This window comes from Microbacterium lacus (assembly GCF_002812805.1).
Lineage (GTDB): Bacteria > Actinomycetota > Actinomycetes > Actinomycetales > Microbacteriaceae > Microbacterium > Microbacterium lacus_A.
Genome location: NZ_NMUM01000005.1, coordinates 476,223 through 502,639, shown reverse-complemented (window position 1 = coordinate 502,639; position 26,417 = coordinate 476,223). Strand labels below are relative to the sequence as shown.

Sequence of the window (26,417 nt, the reverse complement as noted above, 5' to 3'; positions counted from 1 at the left end):
GGGTGCGTCTCGTAGCTTGGTGTCAATTCCTGCGGGGTTCTCGTCGTCGTTGACGTAGGAGGGCCATCGTGGGATGACCAGTTGTTTCCGCCAAGAAGCAAAGAAGAGATCCCACGATGACCCAGAATCAGTCTGCCTTGACGACCCTGATCGCAGAAGTCCTCGCCGATCCTGACCTCGCCCATTCCGACGTGTTCCGTCGGATGCTGCAGGCGGGGCTGCAGGACCTTGTTGACGCGGAAGCGACCGCGAAGATCGGCGCGGCCCGTTACGAACGCACGGCGGAGCGCACCACGCGTCGCAACGGTGCTCGCGCGAAGACGCTCGCCACGCCCGCGGGGGAGGTCGACATTCAGATTCCGAAGCTGCGGGAGGGGTCGTTCTTCCCGAGCCTGCTCAGCCCACGCCGCCGTGTCGACAAGGCGCTCTACGCGGTGATCTGCCAGGCCTGGATCGACGGAGTCTCCACCCGCAAGGTCGACCAGCTCGTCCGCGCGCTGGGCAACGACACCGGCATCAGCCGGTCCACCGTCTCCCGCATCTGCTCCGAGATCGATGAGGTGGTGCACGAGTTTCTGCACCGCCGGCTCGATCACACCTGGTTCCCGTACCTGTTCCTGGACGCCACCTACCTCGACGTGCGCCACCGTGGCCGGGTTCTCTCCCAAGCCCTCATCGTCGCGACCGGGGTCAGCGGCGACGGCCGTCGGGAGATCCTCGGGATGGCTCTCGGCGACGCGGAGACGACGGACTTCTGGACCGAGTTCCTCCGCTCCCTCCGCGACCGCGGTCTGAAAGTCTCCACCGACACAGACCCGCTCGGCGTGACCCTCGTCACGTCCGACGCTCACGCCGGCATCAAAGCCGCCGTCAAAGCGATCCTCCCCGGATCGGGCTGGCAGAGATGCCGCGTCCACTTCGCTCGTAACGTCACCCAGAAGCTCGGATCGGCACGCTCCAAGCCCGTCAACGCGCTGATCTCGACGATCTTCGCGCAGACCACCCCCGAGGCCGTGATCGCCCAGTATCACCAGGTCTCCACGTCCCTCCGCGGGTCGTTCCCGGAGATCGCAGACATGCTCAATGCTGCCGAAGCAGACCTCACCGGATTCGCGCCGCTCCCGCGTGAGCATTGGCAGAAGGTCTGGTCCAACAACCCGATCGAGCGCCTCAACCGTGAGATCAAACGCCGCGCCGACGTCGTGCAGATCTTCCCCGACCGCGACTCCGTCACCCGCCTCATCGGCGCCGTCCTGCAGGAGCAGCACGAGGAATGGCAATACGGTGAACGCCGCTACCTCTCCGACATCTCCATGCGCAAACTCGTCCACACACTCCAAGACCACGCCGAGCCTGAGCGCCCCGACCTGTTCCTCACCGCCTGACCCTCACCCATCAAGGAAGCAGCCGGATTGACACCACAACACGGGACTTGACCAGGAAGTTTGTGCTTGGTCCTTCGCCCAGTCGATCCCCTCGCTTTCAAGTCGGAGCCAGAACTCGGCCAGGGGATCCTGTCGCAGCGTTGCCACACGTAGGGCGGCGCGAACAACCGAACCCGCACTCTGAGATGAAGACGCCGCCGATAGACCGTCATCCAATGCCGCCTGCACTCGAGAAGCTAGTTCCACCCGCTCAACCTAGGGCATCACTGAGCAGTCGCGCCCTCCATCCGTTACCTGATGACCTAGGCACTACTGAGGTCACCGAGGTTCCGGGACAGGCGTGAACCCTGCCTGCGGTGAACCTATCTGGAGCTTCACGAGCGATTCGTTTGTCCGGAACGCGTTCCAGGTGCGGAACAGGTAGAAGAGTGCCTGTCCGGGCAGTATGCGGCGTGACGCGCCCGCTTGGAGGTCATTGGTCACACGTCGCGACAACGTCAGGAACGGGTCTCCCGGCCCGTTCTGGATACCGTCACGAATTCGGTTGAAGAACTCCGCGGTGTCGTCAATATCGATCGCGGAGAAAGCGAGGAACGCAACACCGAGCGCGCTCACCGGCAGACGGAGGTACCGGTACATGCCCCGAGCGTGGCGGGCAGCGAACTCGATGTTCGGGATGTTCATGACCGCCTCAGCAAGCTCTGTCTTCGTCAGCTGAGCACTACCGCCGATATGAGAGCCGGCATGCTTCACGTCCCCCGCCGACCAAGCGACGTGCAGGCGTGCGATTGCCCCGACGTCCTTCGCATCTGCCTTGTCGGCCAGACCCGTGATGACCAGCATGTCCCCCGCGTTGCGTGCTGAACCCGAGTCCAGGACGATCAACGCCTCCTGGCTGATCCCCCGCACCACAAGCACCCACGCGCCCTGACCGGCTGCGACAATCGCGTGACACCGGTTCTGCCCGTCGATCAGCCGGCCATCGATATCGAACTTGATCGCCTCACCCGTGAGCACCCAGTTGTCACTCTGGATGTCTCGGACGTATCCGTTGATGCGGCTCTTCTTGACGTTGCGGTTCTTCTCGACATTCACCTGCAGCCACCCAGCCGCTAGTTCTGGTGTGACGAAGACGTACTCGGCCGTCTCCCCGTTCGGACCTTGCGCGACGGACGCCGTGACTTCGTTCATGTGCTTCTCCCCCTGTGAGTAGGGATCCGACACGTTCGTTCCCCTGTGAGGAAATTTCTAATGAAGAAGTTTTCGGGGCGCACTATTGCCGATGCGTATTGCCCAGATATTGCCCAGGCTCTCCCGGAATGCAGAAAACCCCCGGAATTCCGGGGGTTTCTCTGTGCGCGATACTGGGATCGAATTAGTACGGAACGAGCCCACTCGAGCCGCGTGATTCTGCCTCGTCGCCAGTCATAGAGCGGGATCGCGGCCCGTCGTGTAAGGTCAGAAGTGGACAAGATATCCCACGAATTGACAGGCGATATCCCACGGTATCCCACGGAGGGCGGCGCGACATGGCGACGAAGAAGCGGAAGCGGCGCGAGACGTTCGGCATGATCGACAAGCTGCCGAGCGGTCGGTACCGGGCGCGCTACCTCGACGACGCCGGCACGCGCCACGCTGCGCCGCAGACCTTCGACACGATGACGGACGCCCGCGCCTACCTCGCCGGCATCCAGACGGACATGAGCCGCGGAGAGTGGACGTCGCCCGTCGCGCGCGCCGCTGCGAAGAAGGCCGCGTCGACGACACTCGCGGAGTACGTCGAGACGTGGCTCACCCTCAAGAGTCGCCGCCCCCGCACCCTCGAGGAATACCGTCGCCTTATCCGCGGCCCGCTCGCCGAGTTAGCGCCACTCCCCCTCTCCGCTATCTCTGTCGAGACAGTGAAACAGTGGTGGGGCGCGCAGCTTGCCGGCGGGAAGGTCACTCAGGCGTCACGCGCTTACTCGCTTCTCTCGACCGTTCTAAGCGAGGCGGTCGACGACGGCCGGATCTCGGTCAACCCATGCCGCGTGAAGGGCGCTCAGACGGAGCGGACCGGGAAGAAGGTCACGCCGCCGACCGATGAGCAATTCGCCGCGATCGTCGCCGCGACCCCTCAGCATCTGCGCGCGCTCGTCTACCTGGCCGCCGACGCCGGCCTGCGATGGGGCGAAGCGACCGAGCTCCGCCGCTCCGACGTCGTCGTCGAGGCCGACCGCGTGCTCGTGACCGTCGCCCGCGCCGTCGTGAAGGTTCGGGGCGAGTTCATTCCCGGCCCCACGAAGACGGAGGCCGGCGTGCGCTCGATCTACGTCTACGGCGACGCGGCCGCGGCGATCGCTCGCCACGTCGACGCCGATCGCTTCCGGTTCAACCCCGGCGCGCTGCTCTTTCCCGCCTCGGACGGCGTCTCGCACCTGTCGCAGTCGACGTTCCACACTCCGACGTGGAACAACGCCCGGACGGCTGCCGGACGGCCGGACATGCCATTCCACGCCCTCCGGCACTACGCCGGCACCCGCTACGCCCAGGCCGGCGCCACGCCCCGCGAGACGATGACGCGCCTCGGCCACACGAGCCTCGCCGTCGCCCTCCGCTATCAGCACGCGACGGACCGCGACGCCGAGATCGCCGCGCGCATGGCGAAGCGCCCCGCCGGTACTGCCTGACGGCGCGGCGGCGTCGACGGGCGGTTCCGAGGGTACGCTTAGAACGCCCCCCGAAAGGCCGCTAGAAGGGGTGCCCAGTGACGAAGCCGATGGATCGTGAGGTCGTCGCCGCGAAGGTGGCGATCGAAGAGGAATGGGCCTACGACCGCCGCGCCGAGCGCCTGTCCTGGCGACAGATGCGCGATCGCTCGGCGCTCCCCGTCGAGCGTGGCGGCCTCGGCTACCCGCTCGGCATCGCGACGCTGCAGGCACGCGCCGATGCCTACTTCGAGCAGATCCGCGGAACGCTGCGCGTCGGCGTCGACGAGCGACGCGCCCGGCAGGAGGGCGAGATCGACGAACTGATCCGGCTTGCGATCGGCGATATCAAGGTCGCCCGCGCTGCCGGCGACGTCAAGGCATCCGCCGACGCCGAGCTCCGCCTGCTGCGCTACCAGGAGCGCGAAGCGAAGATCTTCGGCACGGACGCTCCGACGAAGCTCGAGGCGACGGTCGACGTCGTCGACGACCGCGCCGTCACGGCGGAACTCAACTCGGCGTTGCTGAGTCTCGGCGGCGACGTCCTGCCCGTCGCGGACGACAGCGGCGACTACTACTTCGAGGCTCGCACGCCGCAGATGCTGATCGACGCCCTACCGAAGGCGATCCGGAAGCGCGCGAAGCGCCTCGGCGCTCACTAATCACGACGAATCGCCCCGCTTAGCTATCCGAGCCGAGCGGGGCGTTCCCCGGTGCGTGGTCGCTACAGTCGCGTCCACGTCCAGCGGCCGACCGCGACGGCGGGCACGTGTGCGACGCACCCTATGCAGTACGTTCCGCCCTCGCGTCTCGGCTCGGGGTGATCCTCAACCCAGCGCTGCCCCTCGCGCTCGTCCTCCGCGTGCTCGTCGCAGAGTAGGAAGAGGCACCCGCACGGCTGAAAGTGCAGCGCCCACTTCGCGAGGTTCCCGTGCGAGCACTCGCCGCCGTTGCCGTACTGGTCGCAGAGAGGCGGCGACAGTGTGCCGAGAAGCTCGTCGACGAGCGTGTCGATCCCTGTCGCCGCGCTCACTGTCGCCCGTCCCTCGCCGCGCGACGTGCTACCTCACACGCGACTACTTCCGCGGCTCGGTTCTCGAGGGTCGGGTCGACCGCGCCGGGGGCGGCCGGTCGCTCACGCCCGCTCCCGGTGATGCGCGCCATGATGCGCTCGTAGATGCGTCGGTGCCGTGACTCGAGCTTGTCGGCTGCCGCGTGAACCTCGGCGAGTGTGACGGGCTTAGTCCGCGACTGTCGACCGCGGGCATACTCCGGTTTGAGCGGACTCATTCTCGACCCTCCCGCGCCGCGCGACGCCTCGCCGCTGCCTGCCGCGCTGTGCGCTCTCGCTCCCGGTCACGTCGCCGGTCCGGGCTTCCGATGACCTCGGCGCCCGTCCAGCGACGGTGTTCGATCGCGGCCTTCCTCGCTTCCGGGTACTCGTGGAACGGGCCAAGGACGAGGCCGCAGACGCAGGCCGCGATCGTGCCAGTCTCCGGTGAGTAGTCCAGCGTCACGACGTGAACGGTCATCGGAGGAAGAGGATCGAGCCGTCGACGGATGCCCGGCCGAGCGTGAACGACTGAGGGAACGAGACGCGGGCGCGGACCGAGATGGTGTTGCCGGCCACGAGCCCCGTGAGGATAGCCGTGTTCGGGGCGGCGGCGAAACCATACTGCTGCCCGACGACGTCGTTCCACGTGGTGTAAGAGGCGGACGACGTGATCGTGCACGCGACGACGAGCCCCCCGGTCACGCCGGCGGCGGCGTTGGAGCGGAGCGAGGCAACTGCCGTCGCCTGCACGATTGCGCGAGTGTACCCGTCGGGTACGACAGTGTTCGCGATCGCGAAGTCGCTCGCCGTCGGCAGGATCGCCGCCGGCTGTTCGTACCCGCGCACCGCCACCGGCAGGACGGTCGCCGCGATGGACGCCTGCAGCTTCGTGACCGTGTTTGCCAGATTCTCGCCCGAAGGCGCCTCAAGGACGCGAAGCCGGTCGGAGAAGTCGTCGAGGGTGTCAATGAGCCAGCCGAGCTCGCTGGGTATCGCGCCCTGTCTGCTGTTACGCATCGGCCGTGTTCCTCTCGATATCGGCGGCGAACGTGTCAGAGAGTCGCACTAGCGACGACTCCAGCCGCTCGAAGGCGGCCATGAGGTCGGCGCGACTCGGCTCCGTGAGAAGCGCGGGCGCGGCGTTCACGAGTCACCCCGCCGCGATGCGCCCCGCGTCACGCGGGCGGCCTGCCGGCGAGATGCCGAGCCCCCGCGGCCGCTGCGTTCTCCGTCGTCGCCCCATGCCGGCTCGCGCTCGGCGCGGTCCTCGGCGGGCTCTTCGTCGCTGCTGCCGCGAGTGACATAGGCGGCTTGACGGGCGCTGTTCGACTTCTTCGCCTCGCGACGAGCGAGCTCGCGCTCCAGGGCTTCCTTGCGTTCGAGATCGTTCACGGTCGTGCTCCTTCGGTAGGTGGTTCGTTTGACATGTATCCGTGCTCCGTGAGCCAGGCGACGGCCGCGGCACGGTCAGGGGCGAGGACGGCGATCTCGCCCTCGTACTTCTCGAAGCATCGTTTGCAGAAGATGGTCCCCTTCGGCAGGATGCCGTGATCTGCGCGGGCGGGGAGCTCGTACCAGTAGCACGATGCGCACGTGAACGCCCGGTAGGCGTATGGGTTCGTGGTCACGACGTCACCCCCTGCCGGCGACGAGTCCAGCCGATGAGTTCGAGCTCGAGTTTCGCGAGCGCGAGAAGAAGCGCCAGGCGGTCGAGTTCGTTCGACGGAAGGCCGAACGTCGAGGACTGTCGCACGAGGCTCTGCATCCGCTCGCGGACGATGAACTCGCGCTCGTTCAGCGCCTCGGCCTCGGCATCCGCGGTCGCTTCGGCGACTCGCGCGTCGACCTCGTCACGAGTGATCCGGAGGGCACGGGCGACGGCATTACGCGACTCCCCCGCCACGAGAAGCCCGATCACGGACTCGACGAGATCCACGGGCGCGAAGTCCTCGTCCAGGTCGTCGTCGACGATCTCCGGCGCGCTCACGAGTAATCCGTCTCGTCGTCGTCGTCGTCGTCCTCGTCGGGCTCGTCGTCGAGATCGTCGGCGGCGTCCGCCTCGTCTTCGAGCCGTGCGGCCTTCTGCTGCTTCGCGAGATCGGCGAGGATCCGCTTCGAGAAGCCGAGCGCCTCGGCCAGGGCTTCACGCGCGAGATCCAGGTGAACCTCGGGTGCGCCGTTGAGAATGAACTCGTCCGAGCCTTCGCGGCGTGCCCGCATCGGTCGCGGGTGGAACTCGTCGCCGTCCACGACGCCCGGCAGGGCGCCCAGGATCGAGAGGGAGTCCGTGAGCGACATTCCGGCCCGTCGGATGACGCCTACGGCCGTCGCAAGCGATGCCATAGCCGACTTCGCCTCTTCGCGGGCGTGATCGGCGAGGGCCGGCGCGTGCTCGGCCAGTGTCGCGAGGTAGGCCGTGTGAACGCGAGGCAGGTTCGCCAGAGCGGCGACGTAGTCGAGATCCGTGTCCTCGGCACGCTCGACGAGGGCCTGACGCTTCTTGCGCAGCTTCCCCTTGTCGACCTTCTTCCCCTCGGCGCCGGCCTGCTGCGCCTGCACTCGCGAATCGTCGGCGAAGCGATCGAGATCCGCCGCCGCGGCGTCGCGATCCTTCTGCGCCGTCTTGAGTTCTGCGATCGCCGCTTCGAGAAGGCGGCCGCCGGCGGCGAGAGGCGCGATCGAGCACGTCTCCGGGTCGAGGTAGTTGATACGGATGCGGCTGCCGTAGTTGTCATATGCCGCGGTCTTGTGAGTGGTCACGATGGGTTACTCCTTGTTTTCGATGGGGAACAGATTCGGGGCTTCGTGGCGCTTGCGGGCTTCTTCGAGGGCGAGGCGAGCGCGGTCGGAACCCCACCCCTTGCCCTGTGAGGCGACGAGCGCGGCCTGCAACTTCGCGCGGCTGGCCGGGAACGGCTCGAGGCTCAGGACGTGGACGACGTCGGCCTCGAACTGCTCGTCGTCGCGCTCTTCCTTCGGACGTCCGGGCATGAATCGCCACGACCAGGGGCCCTTCGCCGCGTCGCGGGAGTCGAGTTCGAGGACGGCGACGCACTCCCCCACGCCGTAGCCGGTCCCGCCGTGGCGGTCCTTGAGAAGAGTCAGCGCGACCTTGCCGACGGCCTCGGGCCGGGGTGGCTCGTTCTTGAACGGAGCGAGCTCGTAGAAGGCGCCGCCGAGGGTGCGCTTCTTCGCCCCTGTCCCGGTCGCGTAGCCCGTGCCGGCGGCCGTCTTTGCCTGGTGATCTATGAGCACGACGGCGGCGCCGGCCGCGGCGAGCGGCATGAGCGTCTGACGGTTGATCCGCGTCCAGTCGTCGGCGTCGTTCGAGTTGCCGCCGAACATCGCGACGAGCTCGCCGGCGGAGTCCATGACGGCGTTATCGTCGTCGCCGAGCCATGACGCGGCATCCTCGACGGCGCTCAGGACTTGCGCGGGTGACTCGCCGATCGTGAGGCGGAAACGCTCGCGGTCGCGGAGGACGTCGAGATCTGCGCCGGCCGCGAGAAGACGCGCCACGGTCGCCTGTGCGCCGTTGAAGTCGAGGTCGGCCCACCATACCTTCCCGCCGCGTTTCAGCGTCTCCACGGCGCTCAGGGCGGCCGTGCCGGTCTTGAATGCGCCGGGGACGCCGCTCAGGGCGTTGATCTCGCCGGCGTAGAAGAGGAAGACGCCGTCGTCGCGCACAGAGCCCGCGGTGGGCTTCGGGGCTTCGACGTCCTCGCCGAGCGCCTGCACGTCGACGTACGTCTCGCCGCTCGCGCCTTCCTCGGCCTTGCGCTGCCGGTGGATCTCGGCGCCACCCTCGCGGATCTCGAGCTTGTCGGCCTCGGCGTTCATGAGCGAGATGCGCTCGAGTTCACCCAGCGGACGATCGCGCTCGAGGCGATCCCGCGCGCCGCGCTCGAACGCCCGAAGGAGCTTCTTCGCGGCTTCCTTCCGCGCCGACTTTTTCCCGACGAGTTCGGCGAGCGCTGACTCGTCGTGACGGTCGTACTTCGCGAAGCGCTTCACGATCGCCTCGCGCGGATACAGGCGAGCGTCCAGATTGAGGCGCGCTGCTCGCTCAACGAGGGTGACGACGTCATAACCCTTCTTCGCGAGGGCGACGAGATCGTCGAGCTCGGCCTTCTGCTGCTTCGGGCTGAGGTTCACGAGGTCGCCCCCTGGCGACGCTCAGCGGCGACGAGGGCCGTCTCGGCGTCGTCTGCCTGCCGGTCGTGCTCAGCGGCGACGAGGGCCGTCTCGGCGTCGTCTGCCTGCCGGCGCATGGCGGCGACGAGGGCCGTCTCGGCGTCGTCTGCCTGCCGGTCGTGCTCAGCGGCGATCTGACGGTCGCGGGCGGCACGGGCGCGGAGACGCACGACCTCGGCCTCGAGATGCGCGATGAGTAGGTCGTCGGAGTCGGCGGACGCGGCTGCGAGGTTCGAGATCTGCGCGGCCTCGTCGATTGCCAGGCGGAAGAGGCGACGGCGCCAGGCGCGCGGAGACTCCCCCGCGCCCCGCTGCAGGCCGATCTCAGCGGCGCGGAGTTCCATAAGGCGCTCCTCGTCACTGCCGGCGGGGAACGAGCGACGGCGGCCGTCTACAGGCGCGGGACGGGGCGGACGATTCGCCCAACTCTTGAGGGCGGCGGCGCGAGCCTCTTCCGACGAGCTGAACGGCATCAGCGGGCCGCCTTTGCGACGCTGAGCGGGCGGCCCGCAATCGAGTCGAGGTCAACGCGGATGCGACGGGCGCCGATGCGTTCGGCGTATATGCGACCCGCCGCGATCTCGCGACGGATTGTCTTCGTCGAGACGGTCGCTTCGGCGGCGGCGTCTTCGATGGTGCCCCAGCGACGAGGGCGCTGAGCGGGAGGTGTGGGAGCCACGGCGACGGACCTTTGAATCGTAGAGATTCGCGATGTCTCGCTGAGAAGGCTTCCGGTCTTTCACTCGGACAAAAGCGCTGAGCGCCCACCCGCTAGGGTGCATCTTCTCCGCCTATTGGCTGCCCATCGCATCTACGGCGCTGGTCGGTTGTGAGGTTGTGCATCCACATTAACACGCGCCCCGCGGGGACGCATACCTCTTCGTCGGCGCGGCGTGTCGGGGCGTTTCTCTCTTTGCGACGCTCCGCCGTGAATCCGTCCGGCCTGGCGCTTGACCTCTGACCTCGTACAAGTACGAGGGGTCAGTCAGGTCAGGCTGCGCCCCTGACCTCGGGTCAGGTGAGGTCAGACCTAGGTCAGATAGAGAGTGACGATCGAGACGACGGATCGAGGGGCGCTGATCGTCGCAAGGGATGCAGATACCTCGCGCGCCTAATCCCTACGACCCCGCGCGTTTGGTGACCGCCGCCAGCCCGTCGCCGAGCTCGCTATCCGTCGCCGATCTCCCACGTATCTCCCACGCGCTGCGCCCGGATACGAAAAAACCCCGTGTTACCGGGGCTTTATCTGTGCGCGATACTGGGATCGAACCAGTGACCTCTTCCGTGTCAGGGAAGCGCGCTACCGCTGCGCCAATCGCGCCTGTGCAAGGCAATTCAGTTGTGGATGGAGTGCTTGGAGGTGGCGACGGGATTCGAACCCGTGTAAACGGCTTTGCAGGCCGGTGCCTAGCCGCTCGGCCACGCCACCGTGTGGTTTGACCCCACGTGCCGTGCGCTCCCCCGGATTTCTCCGGGACAGAACACTGCACTCGAGCGGATGACGAGACTCGAACTCGCGACCCCAACCTTGGCAAGGTTGTGCGCTACCAACTGCGCTACATCCGCGTGGGCCCCATCGTGCGGGGCGCCTCAATGACTTTAGCTGATCGTTGACGCCTCGACAAACCAGCACCGTCCCACGCGTGTCGCCGCGCGATTCGCACCGCGTGGGCCGTGTGCGCGTGCCGTTGCGACTGCCGCGATCCGGTATCATCGTGAACCGGCCCTCAGGGTCTTGGGCGATTGGCGCAGTTGGTAGCGCGCTTCCTTCACACGGAAGAGGTCGTCGGTTCGAGTCCGGCATCGCCCACACAATCAGCACCGCTCGGCCCCCGGTTCGCCGGGGGTTTTTGCGTTCGCATCCGAGGTAATCGCTACAACGGAGCGCCGGCCTCTCGCTCGACGGAGGAACGACGGCCATACACGCCGGACGCCCGCCCCGAGAGCACAGCTGCCGCTACGCTCAAGGCCGCCGCGGCAATGTACGCAAGGGCTTGCGTGTAGCCAGTTCCCGGCGGCACATCCCAGTGCCCTCCGGCGAACCCGAGCCACAGCAGGTACTCGGTCGCGTAGTTCATCACGATCACGAGCAACAGGGCGCTGGTGGCGAGAACCCGTGCGGCGCCGCGGCGCGCGACAGCAACCGCTGCTGCGCACCATCCGACGGCCAACAACCAGAGCAGCTGCAGGGCGCCGAGGTGGCTCGGCTGATCCATCGCCCGCAGTCACAGCTCGGTTGTCTGGTCGCCCGCACATGCGGTCCACGCGCCATAGGTGACGGCAACGCCCACCGCGCCGATAACCAGCAGGCCGAGTGCGGCCGACCATGCAACGACTATCCGGGCTTTCATCGTGGACGTCCTCCCTCAGCTTGGTCGACCGGGACAATCCGTGACTGCCGAACTGAGCTGCGCTCAGGCTCAGATGCTCGAACCTGCCTCCGCCTGCCTCGCCCCAGACGGAGGCAATTTTGTGACACCCAATGTGAAGAGCGACAGGAGCAGGATCGACAACACCACGACGAAGATCCGTCCCGTGTCGGTGGGGTCATCGACGATGAACAGCACGAGCGCCGCCGTCATGATCACCAGGTAAGCGACGGGCGGGAACCAGACCATCAGGCGCCGGTAACGCCACGGTGCCGTTCCGACGAACAGGGCCCAGCCGGCAGCTGAAATCGCGCCCAGGAACAGAAGGAACGCGACGGGGAGCGCAGGCAGAGAGCCGAGATCGGGGCCGGCACCCCATCTGCCGGGAAGACGGATGTACACCTCACCGGGAACCTGCGATAGCGCGAGCGCCCCGAAAGACGCCAGAAGAACGGCCACCACACCACCGAAGGCGACGAAGAAAGCTCGTGGGACGGTGCGCTGCGCGCGGCGTTCAGGTGTCACTTTTCCCCGATCGGTTGTCACGAGACTACGGGGCGCACGTCTTCGGCGAGAGTCGGTAATTCGGCCGGAGTCGGACAAGAGCTCTCCGGATGCTCCGACGCCGGACGGATCCCCGACGCACAGCGACCGGAGCAGTTACTTCGGGATCGTCCAGCCATAGCGCGAACGCAACGCCGATGCGACCTTCGCGAAACGAGCGCGGTCCAGCGCCGCTGCCTCGCGACGCATCCCCTGCGCATGGACGACGTAGATCTTTCCGAGGTCGAGCCACGAGGGCCGTCCGCGCGAATCCCACGGCCCCGCTCCCATCGCCAGGTAGCCCGAATCGCCATCGCGCGGTGTGCCCGTCAACCGCACGGCGTAGACCCAGTCCCCCGATGCGGGCGCGATCACCAGCACGGGCCGGTCCTTGCCGCGGCCGTCGTTCTCGACGTAGGGCACCCACGTCCAGACGATCTCGCCGGCGTCGGGCGCTCCGTCCGAATCCGGCGCATACGTCAACACCAGCTTGCGGGGCGGCGCCACGGCCCGCGTCGCGTATCGCCCCGCGCTTCCCGGGCTTGCATCCGCCGTCCGCACATGGCGCGACCCGGTTCGCACCGTGGGACGACGAAAAAGACGCCCGAGGGCGCCCAGGATGCCTCTGCGCTCCGTCATTCGGGAACTCTACCGACCGCCGGGCACGCCGAAGGGGCGCCGCGACTTCTCCCGACGCCCCTCCGGATCGTGCTGTGTGTCAGACCCGAATGTCAGGCCTTGGTGTCAGCGAGGACGTAGCCCTCTTCACCGTGCACCATGGTGTCGATACCGGCGATCTCGTCCTCGTTCTTGACGCGGAAGCCCATCGTCTTCTGGATGGCGAAGCCGATGATGTAGGCGAGAACGAACGAGTAGATCATGACGGCGAAGGCAGCGATCGCCTGAACCATCAGCTGCGTTCCGTCGCCACCCATGAACAGGCCGCTGCCGTTGGCGAAGAAGCCGAGGTAGAGCGTTCCGATGAGACCACCGACGAGGTGGATACCCACGACGTCGAGCGAGTCATCGAAGCCCAACTTGAACTTCAGTTCGACCGCCAGGGCGCAGACCGCACCGGCGACGACGCCGAGCACGATGGCCCAGACGGGATCGAGCGAACCACAGGCCGGGGTGATCGCGACGAGACCCGCGACAGCGCCAGACGCGGCACCGACCGAGGTCGGCTTGCCGTCCTTGATCTTCTCAACCACGAGCCAGGCCAGCAGTGCCGCGGCAGGAGCCGCGATCGTGTTGACGACGACCAGCGCGGCGGTGCCGTCAGCAGCGAGCTCGGAGCCCGCGTTGAATCCGAACCATCCGAACCACAGCAGGCCCGCGCCCAGGAGGACGAACGGCGGGTTGTGAGGGACGTGGACGCCCTTCTGGAAGCCGACACGCTTGCCGAGAACCAGCGCGAGCGCGAGAGCGGCCGCACCGGCGTTGATGTGCACCGCGGTGCCACCGGCGAAGTCGATCACGCCGACTCCGAACCATTCCTGCATACCGAAGGTGGTCCAACCGCCGTAGGTGAAGCCCTCATCGCCGAGGCCGAAGTTGAACACCCAGCTCGCGACCGGGAAGTAGACGATCGTCGCCCAGATGCCCGCGAATACCATCCACGCGCCGAACTTCGCGCGGTCGGCAATAGCTCCCGAGACGAGCGCGACGGTGATGATGGCGAACGTCGCCTGGAACGCAACGAATGCGAGGGGCGGGTAGGCGGCGTCCTCAGGAGTCTCGAGCAGGCTCGAAAGTCCCAGAGCCGACCAGTCGATCGACCACGGTGCGACGATGCCCTCAGCGCCCGGGAAGGCGATGGCGTATCCGAAGAGCACCCAGAGCACGCCGATAAGGCCCAGCGCTCCGAAGCTCATCATCATCATGCTGATGACGCTCTTTGCCTTGACCAGACCGCCATAGAAGAAAGCGAGTCCTGGAGTCATCAACAGAACCATCGCTGCCGATATCAGGATGAATGCGGTGTTTCCTTGATCCATCTCGAAGTGAACCTCTCTGCAGGGACGCAGTTGTAGCGTCGGGTGTCCCCAGTCTGGACAGAGATGGTTACGGCCGCGGTGGAATCGATGTTTCGGGCACGTTACGCAACAGGCCCCCCGGTAAACATCGCGTTTCGCAGATCTTCCAGGAATCGGTGAATCAGCCCCCAGGGGCCCGTATTTATGCCGCGGTGGAGGCAATGAGGCGCGAAACGGCCCTCAGATACTTCTTCCGGTACCCGCCCGCGAGCATCTCGTCGGGGAAAACCGTGTCGAGAGCGGCGCCGGTCGCGCGGATCGGAAGCTGCGCGTCGTACACGCGGTCGATGAACGCGACGAACCGTAGTGCAGCCGACTGGTCGGTGAACGGCGCGACGTTTCGCAGTCCTACGACGTTCACGTTTTCGATCAGGCGTATGTAGCGCGAGGGGTGGACGCGAGCCAGATGCGCCACCAGAGCTTCGAAGTCATCGTCGGACACAACACCGGTGCGCGAAGCATCCGCGACCGCCGACTCGTAGGCGCCCTCGGTGAGAACCTCGGCGTGCCCGTCGAGTTTGCGCTGTCGGTAGTCGACACCGTCGATGCGGATCGTCTGGAAGCTCGCCGCCATCGCATGGATCTCGCGCAGGAAGTCCTGCGCCGCGAAGCGCCCCTCCCCCAGAGCGTTCGGCGGCGTGTTGCTGGTCGCGGCGAGTTTGGTGCCGGATGCCACGAGCTCGCCAAGCAGGCGCGTCATGACCATGGTGTCGCCCGGATCGTCGAGTTCGAACTCGTCGATGCACAGCAGGTCCGCACCGCGGAACAGCTCGACGGTGTTCTTGTACCCCATCGCGCCGACGAGCGCCGTGTACTCGATGAACGAACCGAAGTACTTCCTGCGCGCGCGCATCCCGTGATAGATCGCGGCGAGAAGGTGGGTCTTGCCGACACCGAAGCCACCATCGAGATAAACGCCGGGCTTCACGTCGGGGAGCTTCTTCGCTCGCGAGAAGAACCCGCCACGCTTCGGCGTCTCAGCAAGCCCCGCGAAGGCGATCAGCGTTTCTTTGGCCTCTTGCTGGGACGGGTAGTCCGGATCGACCCGATAGGTGTCGAATGTCGCCTCATTGAACTGCGGCGGCGGAACCAGGTGCGAAACCATCTCAGCGCCCGAAAGCGCGGGTTCGCGGTCGGACAGGTGGACGATGCCTGTGGCGGTCGAAGCAGACATCCGGTCCTTGAGGTGTGTGGTGAGAGGCGCCCGCGCGACGGGATGTATCAGACACCGAGACATGTCATATACGGACGTTGGGAATGCACGTCCCCGCGAGCCGTTCTAGGGTTCTTGAGGACGGAATCAACCCTATCCCCGTCACCGCGACCGCCCGCCCCCGAGAAGCGGTGGGCGCCCGCACCGAGACACAGGAGACATCAGATGACCACCGAGACCGACGCGTCGAACCCCAAGTTCCAGGAGTATGCGAACCCCGGACGTCTCGTCACCGGCGACTGGCTCGAGTCGCGTCTGGGGCAGCCCGGACTCGTCGTGGTGGAGTCGGACGAAGATGTGCTGCTCTACGAGACCGGCCACATTCCGGGCGCGGTCAAGGTCGACTGGCACACCGAGCTGAACGATCCGGTCGTGCGCGACTACCTCGATGGCGCGGGATTCGCGGAGCTGCTCAGCCGCAAGGGCATCAGCCGTGACGACACGATCGTGATCTACGGCGACAAGAACAACTGGTGGGCGGCCTATGCACTCTGGGTGTTCTCGCTGTTCGGGCACGAGGACGTGCGCCTGCTCGACGGTGGTCGCGATCGCTGGATCGCCGAGGGTCGCCCCATCACGACGGATGCCCCGGCCGTCGCGCCGACGGAGTACCCGGTCGTCGAGCGCGACGACTCGACGCTCCGCGCGTACAAAGAGGACGTCCTCGCACACCTCGGCAACCCGCTCATCGACGTCCGCTCACCGGAGGAGTACTCGGGCGAGCGCACCTCGGCCCCCGCGTACCCCGAGGAGGGCGCGCTGCGGGCCGGACACATCCCGTCGGCGCAGAGCGTGCCGTGGGCGAAGGCCGTCGCCGAAGACGGGACTTTCCGCTCCCGCGCCGAGCTCGAGGACGTCTACCTCGCGGGTGCGGGGCTGACCCCGGGCGACTCGGTCGTTGCCTACTGCCGCATCGGCGAGCGTTCGAGCCACACCTGGTTCGTCCTCAAGCACCTGCTGGGGTTCGACGACGTTCGTAACTACGACGGTTCCTGGACCGAGTGGGGCAGCGCCGTGCGTGTGCCGATCGTCACGGGCGCCGAGCCCGGAGAGGTGCCCGCGCGTTCCTGATCGACTGCCTCCGACGCACGCGTGGCAGACTTTCGGGATGGGCGATGACAACCTTCCCGACACCTTGCCGGAAACACTCGCCGAGATCCGCGAGGACTTTCTCGAGCTTCCCGAATCCGAGCGCCTTCAGCTCCTCCTGGAATTCTCGAACGAGTTGCCCGCGGTGCCGGAAAAGTACGACGGACATCCCGAGCTCGCCGAGCGCGTCGCGGAGTGCCAGTCGCCGGTCTACATCATTCTCGACATCGACGACGACGGACGTGTCGCGATGCACGCGACGGCACCCCGCGAGGCCCCGACGACACGCGGCTTCGCCAGCATCCTCGTGCAGGGCATCACGGGCCTCACACCCGAAGAGATGCTGGCCATCCCCGACGACTTCCCGCAGAGCATCGGGCTCACGCGGGCGGTCTCGCCGCTGCGCATCGCCGGGATGACGGGGATGCTGATCCGCGCCAAGCGCCAGGTGCGCGCCCGACTCGCGGCATGAGCACGCCCGTGCTGGTGACCGAGTTGCTTCCCCGCACCCTGGCGGAAGCGGATGTCTCGACACCCGCCGGGCGCGCGTGGCTCGAGACCGTCTACGCACCCGCAGCGGGCAACCGCGTGCGTCTGAACATGATCACGAGCCTCACGGGGTCCGCCGTTGGTTCGGACGGAACGAGCGAAACCCTCACCAGTCAGGTCGACCGTGCAATTCTCGGAATCATCCGGGCGGCCGCGGATGTCGTGGTGGTCGGCGCATCGACTGTCCGGGCCGAGGGCTACCTCGCACCCCGTTCGGCGGCGCTGGCGATCGTCACCGCGACGGGTCGTCTGGACGGACATCGGCTGGATGCCGAGGACGGTCGCACGGGACGCATCCTGCTGGTCTGCCCGGCCGCGCGCGCATCAGCCGTCGCGTCAGAGCGCGATGCGCAGGGGATCGACGCCGAGATCGTGGCCGTGCCCGGTGGCGACGACCTCGATCCGCGCGCCATTCTCGACGCTCTGCGCGATCACGGTCTCGATCGCGCCGTCTGCGAAGGTGGACCCACCCTCGCCTCACGGTTCGTCGAGGCAGGGATGATCGATGAGCTCTGCGTAACGGTGACGCCCGTCGTGGGGCCCGCCCCGAGCCCGTTCATCCGTGTCACGGATGGCGCCCAGGCATCCGTCGCGGGGATGCTGGTGGATGAGGCCGGTTTCAGCTACCTGCGCCTGCGGCGGTCTTGACGTCCAACGCCTCGACCCAATCGGTGATGGCGTGCGACCAACGCTCCTGGTCGTAGTTCCAGAGCTTGGTGTGCCGGGCCGTATTGAACACCTCGAGCGTTACGAGGTCCGGCCGCGCGAGCGCAAGGGCGTGCGAGCCGCCCGAGGGCACGAACCCGTCCTCGTCGCTATGGAGGACGAGGATCGGATGCCTCAGCTCGTGGGCGCGGCTGACGATGTCGAGTCGATCCAGCGGGATTCGCTCCCCCGGCCCGCGCACGGGTGCTCCCCAGTCGGACGAGAGAGCGCCCAGGGCGAAAGAGATGACGGGCTTCGGAACGTGCAACAGACCCGCCTGGTAACGCAGCACCTCTGACCAGTCGATCGCCGGCGACTCGAGGATGAGCCCCACGATCTTCTCGCGATGAGCCGAGTTGAGATCGAGTTGAAGCGCGATCTGGCCCCCCATCGACCAGCCCATCAGGATGATCTCTCGCGCACCCCGACGGATGGCGAAGGCGACCGCGGCGTCGACGTCTCGCCATTCGGTCGCCCCGAGTGTGTAGGTGCCCTGCTTGCTGCGCGGCGCCTCTCCGTCGTTGCGATAGGACACCGCAAGCGACGTGTATCCGAGATCGTGAAAAACGGGAACCGCACGCAGTGCCTCGGACCGTGCCGAACCGCGTCCGTGGATCTGAACGACCCAGCGACCCGTGTCTTCGGCGGCCGGGAAGAGCCAGGCGGGGCACGGTCCGATCGCGGTGCCGATGACCTCGTTCGTGAACGGAAGCTGGAGTTGCTCGGGACGGTCGAAGTACCAGCCGCTGAAGGCGGCGTCGGCATCCAGCCGCGCGTCGCCGTCGATATGGGTGAGCAGCTTGCGGGTGACGGCCGTGTCGGTCTCTGCCAGCACCGTGCCGAGCTTGAGATAGCTCTCGGTTCCCGAGGTGAAGAGGCCGTAGCGGCCCGGCAACGACGTGTCGGGGTTGCGCGACAGCGTGATCGTCTGGGCCGCGGTGTCGAGCGAAAGGATGCGTGTGTCCGCCAGCCGTGCGGCGGGTGTCACCACGCGGCGCGCCAGCCGAGAGGCGACGAAGGCGGAAGCGACCCCCAGCGTGACGAGCGATCCCGTCAGGATCGCCGATACGATCCGGAGGGCTACAGCTATGCGTCCGTTCGCGCGCGCGGCGCGCCTAGGGGTGATCATCGAGGCCCCACTCTAGTCTGTCGACGTGATCGCCGATCCCCCCGACTCCGGCGTCCCGCCGCTATCGCCACTCTTCGAACGCGCTGTGGCGGACGTGCGCGGAACGCTGTTCCGTGACGACCTGACGGTGCGCGAGATACCGGCGCCCCAGGGTCTTGCGCCCGAGGCGATCGCGCTGTCCGGAGATGTGCGTCAGCAGGATCACGCCGCCGACTCTCCGTACGGCACGGGCAGGCTGATCCTTCTGCACGATCCCGCGGAGCCCGCCGCATGGGGCGGACCACTGCGCATCGTGTGTTTCGCACAGGCTCCGCTCGAAACCGACATCGGTATCGATCCGATGTTGGCGGATGTGACCTGGTCGTGGCTCGTCGACGCGCTCGACTCCCGCGACGCGCGTTACGCGGCGGCATCCGGTACCGCCACGAAGATTCTGTCCAAGGGCTTCGGCGGGCTGGAAGACGAGGGCGACGGGGCTCAGATCGAGTTGCGCGCGTCGTGGTCACCCGAACCCGGCGACCTCACCGCGCACATCGAAGCGTGGGCTGAGCTACTCTGCATGCTTGCGGGCCTACCTCCGGGCTCGGAGAACATCGAACTTCTCGCGGCACACAGATTCGCCGCGAACGACAGGGCGGCACGTGACTGAACCGGTGAGTGTAAGCGCCCCAACGCCCTCCGTTCACCGTGTGATCGACACACCCGAGGGTCTCGCCGAGGCATCCGCAATGCTCGCGCAGGGTCACGGGCCGGTGGCGGTCGACGTTGAGCGGGCATCGGGGTTTCGATACTCACAGCGCGCCTACCTGATTCAGGTCTTCCGCCGGGATGGCGGACTGCACCTGATCGATCCGCCCGCCGTCGGTGATCTCTCGCCGTTGCAGGATGCCATCGGTTCCGAGGAGTGGGTGCTGCACGCCGCGAGCCAGGACCTCCCCTCGCTGCGCGAGGCAGAACTCGTGCCGCCCCGCATCTTCGACACCGAGCTGGCGTCCCGCCTGCTCGGGCGCGAGCGGGTCGGTCTCGGCGCCGTCGTCGAGGACGTTCTCGGCATCACCCTGGCGAAGGCGCACTCGGCGGCAGACTGGTCGACGAGGCCTCTTCCCGAGTCGTGGCTCGAGTACGCGGCCCTGGATGTGCTTCACCTGATCGATGTCCGGGATGCCCTCGTGGCGGAGCTGGCCGAGCAGGGCAAGACCGCGATTGCGGAAGAAGAGTTCCAGGCGGTCCTCGATCGTCCCGCGCGCCCACCGCGCGAAGATCCGTGGCGCCGCCTCAGCGGGTTGCACACCGTACGTGGTCGGCGTTCGCTCGCCGTGGCGCGCGAACTGTGGCAGGCCCGTGAAGATTACGCGCAAGAGGTAGACACCTCCCCCGGACGACTTCTGCCGGATCGCTCGATCGTGGCCGCCGTCATCGCCGATCCGTCCACCAAGCAGGCGTTGGCCGCTCTGAAAGAGTTCACGGGCCGCGCGAGCCGCAACCAGCTCGATCGTTGGTGGGCTGCTTTCGAACGTGGCCGCGCCGAGTCCGTACTGCCGGTTGAACGGGTGCCCGGCGAAGGGCCTCCTCCCCCGCGCGCGTGGGCCGATCGGAACCCCGAGGCCGACGCCCGACTCAAGGCCGCGCGTCCCGCGGTCGAGGAGATCGCAACCGAACTCGGGATGCCCGTCGAGAACCTGCTGACGCCCGATTTGCTGCGCCGCGTCGCCTGGACGCCGCCGGACCCCGCCGACGCGGAGAACATCGGTTCGGCGCTCCGGTCGTTGGGCGCACGTGCCTGGCAAGTTGAAGAGACTGCACAGGCTATTGCCGAAGCCTTTGTTGCTGCGGCACAACCGCCCGCGGAGCCTGAGGAAGACGCTTCGTAGATTCGGACCAACCGATTCGGGTCGCCTCGGGCACGTTCGTAGGCTGAAGAAAACCCCAAATCTGGAGGCAGTGTGGCCGTGAACTCGGACGTCTATTTCGTCGATGGTGTGCGTACCCCGTTCGGGCGCGCCGGCGAAAAGGGCATGTACTGGAATACCCGCGCCGACGACCTCATCGTGAAGGCGATGATCGGTCTGATGGAGCGCAACCCCGACGTACCGGGTGAGCGAATCGACGACGTGGCCATCGCGGCCACCACCCAGCAGGGCGACCAGGGGCTGACACTCGGTCGTTCCGCCGCGATTCTCGCGGGCCTACCGCAGTCGGTACCCGGATTCGCGATCGACCGCATGTGTGCGGGGGCGATGACGAGCGTCACGACGCTCGCGGGTGGCATCGGCATCGGCATGTACGACCTCGCGATCGGGGGTGGTGTCGAGCACATGGGCCGTCACCCCCTCGGTATCGGCGCCGACCCGAACCCGAGATTCCTCACAGAGAAGCTTGTGTCGGCAGACGCCCTCAACATGGGTGTGACCGCCGAGCGTATCCACGATCGTTTCCCGCACCTCACCAAAGAGCGCGCGGACCGCTTCGGAATGTTGAGCCAGCACAAGGTACAGGCGGCATACGACGCCGGCGTCATCCAGCCCGACCTCGTACCCGTTGCCATCAAGAACGCGGACGGAGCATGGGGCCTCGCAACCGAGGACGAGGGACGTCGTCCCGAGACCACCATGGAGGGGCTCGCCGCCCTGAAGACCCCCTTCCGTCCCCACGGCCGCGTCACGGCCGGGACGGCATCCCCCCTGACGGATGGCGCGACCGTCAGCCTGCTCGCGGGCGGTGCGGCCGCGAAGGAACTCGGCCTCGAGCCCAAGATGAAGCTCGTGTCTTTCGCTTTCGCCGGCGTGCAGCCCGAAATCATGGGCATCGGGCCGGTCCCCTCGACCGAGAAGGCGCTCAAGAAGGCCGGGCTGACGATCGACGACATCGGCCTGTTCGAATTGAACGAGGCCTTCGCCATCCAGGTCCTCTCGCTCCTCGATCACTTCGGCGTCGCGGACGACGACCCGCGCGTGAACCCCTGGGGTGGTGCGATCGCGGTCGGACACCCGCTCGCGGCATCCGGTGTCCGCCTCATGATCCAGCTCGCCGCGCAATTCAAGACGCGTCCCGACGTGCGATACGGCCTGACGGCCATGTGCGTGGGGCTCGGACAGGGTGGGTCCGTCATCTGGGAGAACCCCTTCTACGACGGCAAGAAGCGGAAGTGATCGGAATGACCAACTACGACTCGATCGATTTCTCCCCCCTCGAGGCGCTCAGCGCCGACGAGGTCGTCACGAGCTCCATCGTCCGCGACGTGCGCCTGGCCAGCGGCAAAGTGCTCGCCCTGATCACGCTCGACAACGGCCGCGATCACACCCGACCCAACACCCTGGGACCCGCTACTCTTGCCGCGCTCGACGAGACCCTCTCGGGTCTCGCGAAGCGTGCGGCAGACGGTGAGATCCAGGCCGTCGGCATCACCGGCAAGTCCTACATCCTGGCCGCCGGCGCAGACCTGTCCGAGGTCTCGAAGCTCCCGTCGCGTGAGATCGCCCTGCTGATCGCTCAGCGGGGGCACCAGACCCTCGGACGCCTGTCTGAACTCGGGGTGCCGAGCTTCGCATTCGTCAACGGGCTCGCGCTCGGCGGCGGACTCGAGATCGCGCTCAACTCGACGTATCGGACCGTGGATGCCTCGGCCGCAGCGATCGCGCTGCCCGAGGTGTTCCTCGGCCTGATTCCCGGATGGGGTGGCGCGTACCTGCTCCCGAACCTGATCGGTATCGAGAACGCCCTCGAGGTCGTCATCTCCAACCCGCTCAAGCAGAACCGCATGCTCAAGCCGCAGCAGGCGTTCGATCTCGGGATCATGGATGCGATCTTCCCGGCATCCAGCTACCTCGAAAACTCCCTCCGCTGGGCCGACGGCGTGCTTTCGGGCTCGGTCAAGGTCTCGCGCAAGAACGAGCCGGGCAAGATGGAGCGGCTCACGAAGTGGCCGATCGCCATCAAGATGGCGCGCAACATGCTCGAGAGCCGCATCGGCACCGTGCCCCGCTCGCCCTACGTCGCCCTCGACCTGCTCGACAAGGCGAAGTCCGGCACCAAGGCGGAGGGGTTCGCGCGCGAAGACGAGGCTCTGGCCGACCTGATCGCGGGCGACCAGTTCGCGGCGTCGATGTACGCGTTCGATCTCGTGCAGAAGCGCGCGAAGCGTCCCGTCGGGGCACCGGACAAGGCGCTCGCAAAGCCCGTCACCAAGGTCGGCATCATCGGTGCCGGTCTGATGGCGAGCCAGTTCGCTCTGCTCTTCGTCCGCAAGCTCCAGGTTCCGGTCCTGATCACCGACCTCGACCAGTCTCGCGTCGATAAGGGCGTGGCGCACATCCATGACGAGATCGGCAAGCTCGAGGCGAAGGGCCGGCTGGACGGCGACGCAGCGAACAAGCTGCGGAGCCTGGTGCGCGGCACGACCGACAAGTCCGAGTACGCCGACTGTGACTTCGTGATCGAGGCCGTCTTCGAAGAGGTCGGCGTCAAGCAGCAGGTGTTCGCCGAGATCGAGGCCGTCGTCGCCGACGACGCGATCCTCGCGACCAACACCTCGTCGCTGTCGGTCGCCGAGATCGGGTCGAAGCTGCAGCATCCGGAGCGGTTGGTCGGGTTCCACTTCTTCAACCCGGTCGCTGTCATGCCGCTCATCGAGATTGTGCGGATCGACGCGACGGCGGATGCTGCGCTCGCGACCGCTTTCGTCGTCGCAAAGGGCCTCGGCAAGAACGCGGTGCTCACCGCGGACGCGCCCGGCTTCGTCGTCAACCGGCTTCTCGCGAAGGTCATGGGTGAGGCCGCACGCGCCGTGTACGAGGGAACGCCTCTGCTCACGGTCGAGAAGGCCTTCGCGCCGCTCGGTCTGCCGATGTCGCCCTTCCAGCTGATTGACCTCGTCGGATGGAAGGTCGCGGCGCACGTGCAGGACACGATGGCCGCGGCTTTCCCGGAGCGCTACTTCGCGTCCGAGAACTTCCATCAGCTCGCGGAGCTGCCCGAGCTCGTGGAGAAGGACAAGAACGGCAAGGTCACGGGATGGACGAAGGCCGCGCAGAAGGTGCTCGTGACGGCATCCTCTCCGGTCTCCGAGGACGAGATCCTGAACCGGGTGCAGACGGGCCTCGCGCAGGAGATGAAGATCATGCTCGATGAGGGCGTCGTGCCCGAGGTCGAAGACATCGACCTGTGCCTGATCCTGGGCGCCGCCTGGCCCTTCATCGACGGCGGGGCATCGCCCTACCTCGATCGGGTCGGGGCCTCCGAGAGCGCGTTCGGTGCGACATTCCACCAGCCGCCCATCCGCGGCATCGGCTCGCGCTAATCGCGGAAACGGAGAGGGCTCGAACCGTGCAGTTCGGGCCCTCTTCGTCATGGGGCCGGCAGCTCGCTTCGACAGGCTCAGGGAGCGTGAGCGGCCGCACGGTCGCTGAGCTTGTCGAAGCGACCAGCTGTACGCAATGGCGGATCAGGCGCCGCGCGTGTCGTCCCGCTCGCGCAGACGAACGTCGCTGAGCCACACCGGCTGGTCCTCGGGCTGGCGCGCCACGGGGATTCGCGTGCCGAGCACCTGGGACACGACGTCCTGGGCGATCTTCGGTGCGGTGAGCCCCGCATCGGCCAGGATCTGAGCGCGGGATGCGTGCGGGATGAACTCGTCGGGCAGACCGAGCTCGTCGACCGCGGTGTCTACCCCGGCCTCACGCAGCACCTGGCGAATCCGAGTGCCGATACCGCCGACGCGGATGCCGTCCTCGATCGTGATGACGAGGCGGTGGCGGGACGCGAATTCGACAACGGACGGCGTAACGGGGACGACCCAGCGCGGATCGATCACCGTCGCCCCGATGCCCTGAGCCGCCAAACGCTCGGCGACGTCCATCGCGATGTGCGCCATGGGTCCGATACCCACGAGTAGAACATCTTCGCTCGCGCCGCGCGCGAGGACATCCGTCCCATCGGCCAGCCGCTCGAGGGCGGGCAGGTCCGCTCCGACCTCACCCTTCGGAAAGCGCACGACCGTGGGGGCGTCGTCGACCGCAACGGCCTCGTCGAGCGTTTCGCGCAGCCGAGCGGCGTCTCGCGGGGCGGCGATGCGGATATGCGGCACGAGCTGCAGCATCGCCAGATCCCAGATGCCGTGGTGGCTCGGGCCGTCGGGGCCCGTCACGCCGGCCCGGTCGAGCACGAAGGTCACGCCCGCACGGTGCAGGCCGACATCCATCATCACCTGATCGAACGCGCGGTTCATGAACGTTGCGTAGATCGCGACCACCGGGTGCAGCCCGCCGTACGCGAGCCCCGCCGCCGAGGCGACGGCGTGCTGCTCGGCAATGCCGACGTCATAGACACGATCGGGGTACTTCTGGGCGAACGGCAGCAGTCCGACCGGACGGAGCATCGCCGCCGTCATCGCGATGACGTCTTCGCGCTCGTCGCCGATCTTGACCAGCTGGTCGGAGAAGACATCCGTCCACGCCGTCGCGGCTTCGCCACCGAGCGTCACACCCGTCAGCGGGTCGATACGACCCACCGCGTGGAACTGGTCAGCCTCGTCGTTGCGAGCAGGCTCGAAGCCCTGACCCTTCTCGGTGATCGCGTGGACGATGACCGGCGCGCCGTACTCCTTCGCGAGACGCAAAGTTTCGATGAGGGTCTCGAGGTCGTGCCCGTCGACCGGGCCGAGGTACTTGATGTCGAGATTCGAGTACAGCGCCGCGTTGTTGGCGAACCGCGAGAGGAAGCCGTGCGCACCGCCACGGAGACCGCGGTACATCGCGCGACCCGCGGGGCCGAGACGGGAGAAGAACGACCCGGACGAGCGGTACAGCGTCTGGTATGCCTCGTTGGTGCGAACGCGATTCAGATATCGCGCCATGCCGCCGATCGTCGGCGCATACGAGCGACCGTTGTCGTTGACAATGATCACCAGGTTGCGATCATTGTCATCGGAGATGTTGTTGAGCGCCTCCCATGTCATGCCACCGGTCAGGGCACCATCGCCGACGACGGCGACGACATGACGATCGCGACGACCCGTGCGGGTCAGCGCCCGCGAGACGCCGTCGGCCCAGCTGAGTGAGCTCGAGGCGTGGGAGGACTCGACGACATCGTGCTCGCTCTCGGACCTCTGCGGGTAACCGGCGAGGCCGCCGCGGGTGCGAAGCCCGTCGAAATCCTGGCGCCCGGTGAGCAGTTTGTGCACGTAGGACTGGTGGCCCGTGTCGAAGATGATCGGGTCGTTCGGCGAATCGAAGACGCGGTGCAGCGCGACGGTCAGCTCAACGACGCCCAGGTTCGGACCGAGGTGCCCACCCGTCCGGGACACGTTCTCGATGAGGAACGTGCGGATCTCGGCCGAGAGTTCGGCGAGCTGTTCGACCGTGAGCGCGTCGAGATCGCGCGGACTCGAAATCGTCTCCAACAGACCCATGCCACTCCCTTCGCGGGCGTGCGCGGCCCTCTCGAAAGTCTAGCTCGGTGCCCGGCGAG

30 protein-coding genes and 4 tRNA genes are annotated in these 26,417 nt (G+C 67.0%); 11 read left to right on the top strand and 23 right to left on the bottom strand.

The window, feature by feature from the left end:
- Positions 1-116 precede the first annotated feature (116 nt).
- A complete protein-coding gene (locus CGU34_RS03045) occupies positions 117-1,385 on the top strand; it encodes an IS256 family transposase (protein WP_100809674.1) in 1,269 nt (422 codons plus the stop codon).
- Between the two features lie 318 nt (positions 1,386-1,703).
- Here CGU34_RS03045 and CGU34_RS03040 read toward each other — a convergent pair whose 3' ends face one another.
- Positions 1,704-2,576: a hypothetical protein gene (locus CGU34_RS03040; protein WP_100813195.1), complete on the bottom strand. Its 873-nt coding sequence runs from the start codon at positions 2,574-2,576 to the stop codon at positions 1,704-1,706.
- A 338-nt stretch (positions 2,577-2,914) separates the two neighbouring features.
- On the opposite strand from CGU34_RS03040, the gene CGU34_RS03035 reads away from it, so the two are divergent.
- Together CGU34_RS03035 and CGU34_RS03030 are read left to right on the top strand one after the other, a co-directional pair.
- On the top strand, positions 2,915-4,054 hold the full coding sequence (locus CGU34_RS03035) for a site-specific integrase (RefSeq protein WP_100813194.1): 1,140 nt from the start codon (positions 2,915-2,917) through the stop codon (positions 4,052-4,054).
- A gap of 77 nt (positions 4,055-4,131) precedes the next feature.
- A complete protein-coding gene (locus tag CGU34_RS03030; protein ID WP_100813193.1) occupies positions 4,132-4,734 on the top strand; it encodes a hypothetical protein in 603 nt (200 codons plus the stop codon).
- 62 nt (positions 4,735-4,796) lie between these two features.
- Here CGU34_RS03030 and CGU34_RS03025 read toward each other — a convergent pair whose 3' ends face one another.
- From CGU34_RS03025 to CGU34_RS02960, 14 genes are all read right to left on the bottom strand, one after another.
- On the bottom strand, positions 4,797-5,105 hold the full coding sequence (locus tag CGU34_RS03025; protein ID WP_100813192.1) for a hypothetical protein: 309 nt from the start codon (positions 5,103-5,105) through the stop codon (positions 4,797-4,799).
- The gene (locus CGU34_RS03020) at positions 5,102-5,362 is read right to left on the bottom strand and encodes a hypothetical protein (protein WP_100813191.1); all 261 of its coding nucleotides are present in this window, start codon (positions 5,360-5,362) and stop codon (positions 5,102-5,104) included. The genes CGU34_RS03025 and CGU34_RS03020 overlap by 4 nt, the downstream gene beginning before the upstream one ends.
- Positions 5,359-5,604 (bottom strand): hypothetical protein, encoded by a 246-nt coding sequence (locus CGU34_RS17090; protein ID WP_036295705.1) that lies wholly within the window; start codon positions 5,602-5,604, stop codon positions 5,359-5,361. The genes CGU34_RS03020 and CGU34_RS17090 overlap by 4 nt, the downstream gene beginning before the upstream one ends.
- Complete coding sequence (locus CGU34_RS03010; RefSeq protein ID WP_100813190.1) at positions 5,601-6,143, bottom strand: hypothetical protein; 543 nt, start codon at positions 6,141-6,143, stop codon at positions 5,601-5,603. Before CGU34_RS03010 ends, CGU34_RS17090 begins: the two co-directional genes overlap by 4 nt.
- Positions 6,144-6,269: 126 nt before the next feature.
- On the bottom strand, positions 6,270-6,518 hold the full coding sequence (locus tag CGU34_RS03005) for a hypothetical protein (RefSeq protein WP_100813189.1): 249 nt from the start codon (positions 6,516-6,518) through the stop codon (positions 6,270-6,272).
- A complete protein-coding gene (locus tag CGU34_RS03000; protein WP_100813188.1) occupies positions 6,515-6,754 on the bottom strand; it encodes a hypothetical protein in 240 nt (79 codons plus the stop codon). Before CGU34_RS03000 ends, CGU34_RS03005 begins: the two co-directional genes overlap by 4 nt.
- Positions 6,751-7,113, bottom strand: a complete 363-nt coding sequence (locus CGU34_RS02995; protein WP_100813187.1) for a hypothetical protein — start codon at positions 7,111-7,113, stop codon at positions 6,751-6,753. Before CGU34_RS02995 ends, CGU34_RS03000 begins: the two co-directional genes overlap by 4 nt.
- Positions 7,110-7,886 (bottom strand): hypothetical protein, encoded by a 777-nt coding sequence (locus CGU34_RS02990; protein ID WP_100813186.1) that lies wholly within the window; start codon positions 7,884-7,886, stop codon positions 7,110-7,112. The genes CGU34_RS02995 and CGU34_RS02990 overlap by 4 nt, the downstream gene beginning before the upstream one ends.
- Positions 7,887-7,892: 6 nt before the next feature.
- On the bottom strand, positions 7,893-9,281 hold the full coding sequence (locus CGU34_RS02985; RefSeq protein ID WP_100813185.1) for an AAA family ATPase: 1,389 nt from the start codon (positions 9,279-9,281) through the stop codon (positions 7,893-7,895).
- Positions 9,278-9,793, bottom strand: a complete 516-nt coding sequence (locus tag CGU34_RS02980; protein WP_157811196.1) for a hypothetical protein — start codon at positions 9,791-9,793, stop codon at positions 9,278-9,280. Before CGU34_RS02980 ends, CGU34_RS02985 begins: the two co-directional genes overlap by 4 nt.
- A complete protein-coding gene (locus CGU34_RS02975; RefSeq protein ID WP_198517655.1) occupies positions 9,793-9,999 on the bottom strand; it encodes a hypothetical protein in 207 nt (68 codons plus the stop codon). Before CGU34_RS02975 ends, CGU34_RS02980 begins: the two co-directional genes overlap by 1 nt.
- Before the next feature lie 570 nt (positions 10,000-10,569).
- A tRNA-Val gene (locus tag CGU34_RS02970) sits at positions 10,570-10,641 on the bottom strand.
- Between the two features lie 34 nt (positions 10,642-10,675).
- A tRNA-Cys gene (locus CGU34_RS02965) sits at positions 10,676-10,749 on the bottom strand.
- A gap of 64 nt (positions 10,750-10,813) precedes the next feature.
- Positions 10,814-10,886, bottom strand: a tRNA-Gly gene (locus CGU34_RS02960).
- Positions 10,887-11,057: 171 nt separating this feature from the next.
- On the opposite strand from CGU34_RS02960, the gene CGU34_RS02955 reads away from it, so the two are divergent.
- A tRNA-Val gene (locus CGU34_RS02955) sits at positions 11,058-11,130 on the top strand.
- A gap of 64 nt (positions 11,131-11,194) precedes the next feature.
- Here the strand turns inward: CGU34_RS02955 and CGU34_RS02950 are convergent.
- From CGU34_RS02950 to zapE, 6 genes are all read right to left on the bottom strand, one after another.
- A complete protein-coding gene (locus tag CGU34_RS02950) occupies positions 11,195-11,536 on the bottom strand; it encodes a hypothetical protein (protein ID WP_100813183.1) in 342 nt (113 codons plus the stop codon).
- Positions 11,537-11,545: 9 nt separating this feature from the next.
- Positions 11,546-11,671: a hypothetical protein gene (locus CGU34_RS17490; RefSeq protein ID WP_269800287.1), complete on the bottom strand. Its 126-nt coding sequence runs from the start codon at positions 11,669-11,671 to the stop codon at positions 11,546-11,548.
- Positions 11,672-11,740: 69 nt separating this feature from the next.
- Entirely contained in the window at positions 11,741-12,214 is a 474-nt protein-coding gene (locus CGU34_RS02945) for a hypothetical protein (RefSeq protein ID WP_157811195.1), read from the bottom strand.
- Between the two features lie 135 nt (positions 12,215-12,349).
- On the bottom strand, positions 12,350-12,871 hold the full coding sequence (locus CGU34_RS02940) for a type II toxin-antitoxin system PemK/MazF family toxin (protein ID WP_100813181.1): 522 nt from the start codon (positions 12,869-12,871) through the stop codon (positions 12,350-12,352).
- 92 nt (positions 12,872-12,963) lie between these two features.
- Positions 12,964-14,229: an ammonium transporter gene (locus CGU34_RS02935; RefSeq protein WP_036295736.1), complete on the bottom strand. Its 1,266-nt coding sequence runs from the start codon at positions 14,227-14,229 to the stop codon at positions 12,964-12,966.
- A gap of 181 nt (positions 14,230-14,410) precedes the next feature.
- A complete protein-coding gene (zapE, locus tag CGU34_RS02930) occupies positions 14,411-15,442 on the bottom strand; it encodes a cell division protein ZapE (protein ID WP_100813180.1) in 1,032 nt (343 codons plus the stop codon).
- A gap of 204 nt (positions 15,443-15,646) precedes the next feature.
- Between zapE and CGU34_RS02925 the strand changes: the two genes are divergently transcribed.
- The 3 genes from CGU34_RS02925 to CGU34_RS02915 are packed head-to-tail and all read left to right on the top strand — an operon-like array spanning position 15,647 to position 17,767.
- Positions 15,647-16,552 carry a sulfurtransferase gene (locus CGU34_RS02925; protein WP_100813179.1) on the top strand — a complete coding sequence of 302 codons (906 nt, stop codon included), beginning with the start codon at positions 15,647-15,649 and terminating at the stop codon, positions 16,550-16,552.
- Positions 16,553-16,589: 37 nt separating this feature from the next.
- A complete protein-coding gene (locus tag CGU34_RS02920; protein ID WP_051513017.1) occupies positions 16,590-17,042 on the top strand; it encodes a SufE family protein in 453 nt (150 codons plus the stop codon).
- The gene (locus CGU34_RS02915) at positions 17,039-17,767 is read left to right on the top strand and encodes a dihydrofolate reductase family protein (RefSeq protein ID WP_100813178.1); all 729 of its coding nucleotides are present in this window, start codon (positions 17,039-17,041) and stop codon (positions 17,765-17,767) included. Before CGU34_RS02920 ends, CGU34_RS02915 begins: the two co-directional genes overlap by 4 nt.
- Here the strand turns inward: CGU34_RS02915 and CGU34_RS02910 are convergent.
- Positions 17,739-18,953 carry an alpha/beta hydrolase family protein gene (locus CGU34_RS02910; RefSeq protein WP_100813177.1) on the bottom strand — a complete coding sequence of 405 codons (1,215 nt, stop codon included), beginning with the start codon at positions 18,951-18,953 and terminating at the stop codon, positions 17,739-17,741. The two genes, CGU34_RS02915 and CGU34_RS02910, sit on opposite strands and share 29 nt — an antisense overlap.
- A 25-nt stretch (positions 18,954-18,978) precedes the next feature.
- On the opposite strand from CGU34_RS02910, the gene CGU34_RS02905 reads away from it, so the two are divergent.
- From CGU34_RS02905 to CGU34_RS02890, 4 genes are all read left to right on the top strand, one after another.
- Positions 18,979-19,602 (top strand): DUF3000 domain-containing protein, encoded by a 624-nt coding sequence (locus tag CGU34_RS02905; protein ID WP_269800286.1) that lies wholly within the window; start codon positions 18,979-18,981, stop codon positions 19,600-19,602.
- A 40-nt stretch (positions 19,603-19,642) separates the two neighbouring features.
- Positions 19,643-20,824, top strand: a complete 1,182-nt coding sequence (locus CGU34_RS02900) for a ribonuclease D (protein WP_269800285.1) — start codon at positions 19,643-19,645, stop codon at positions 20,822-20,824.
- Between the two features lie 72 nt (positions 20,825-20,896).
- Positions 20,897-22,102, top strand: a complete 1,206-nt coding sequence (locus tag CGU34_RS02895) for a thiolase family protein (RefSeq protein WP_100813176.1) — start codon at positions 20,897-20,899, stop codon at positions 22,100-22,102.
- Between the two features lie 5 nt (positions 22,103-22,107).
- On the top strand, positions 22,108-24,249 hold the full coding sequence (locus tag CGU34_RS02890) for a 3-hydroxyacyl-CoA dehydrogenase NAD-binding domain-containing protein (RefSeq protein ID WP_100813223.1): 2,142 nt from the start codon (positions 22,108-22,110) through the stop codon (positions 24,247-24,249).
- Positions 24,250-24,393: 144 nt separating this feature from the next.
- Here the strand turns inward: CGU34_RS02890 and dxs are convergent, their stop codons facing one another.
- Positions 24,394-26,358 carry a 1-deoxy-D-xylulose-5-phosphate synthase gene (gene dxs, locus CGU34_RS02885; protein WP_100813175.1) on the bottom strand — a complete coding sequence of 655 codons (1,965 nt, stop codon included), beginning with the start codon at positions 26,356-26,358 and terminating at the stop codon, positions 24,394-24,396.
- Positions 26,359-26,417: the final 59 nt, after the last annotated feature.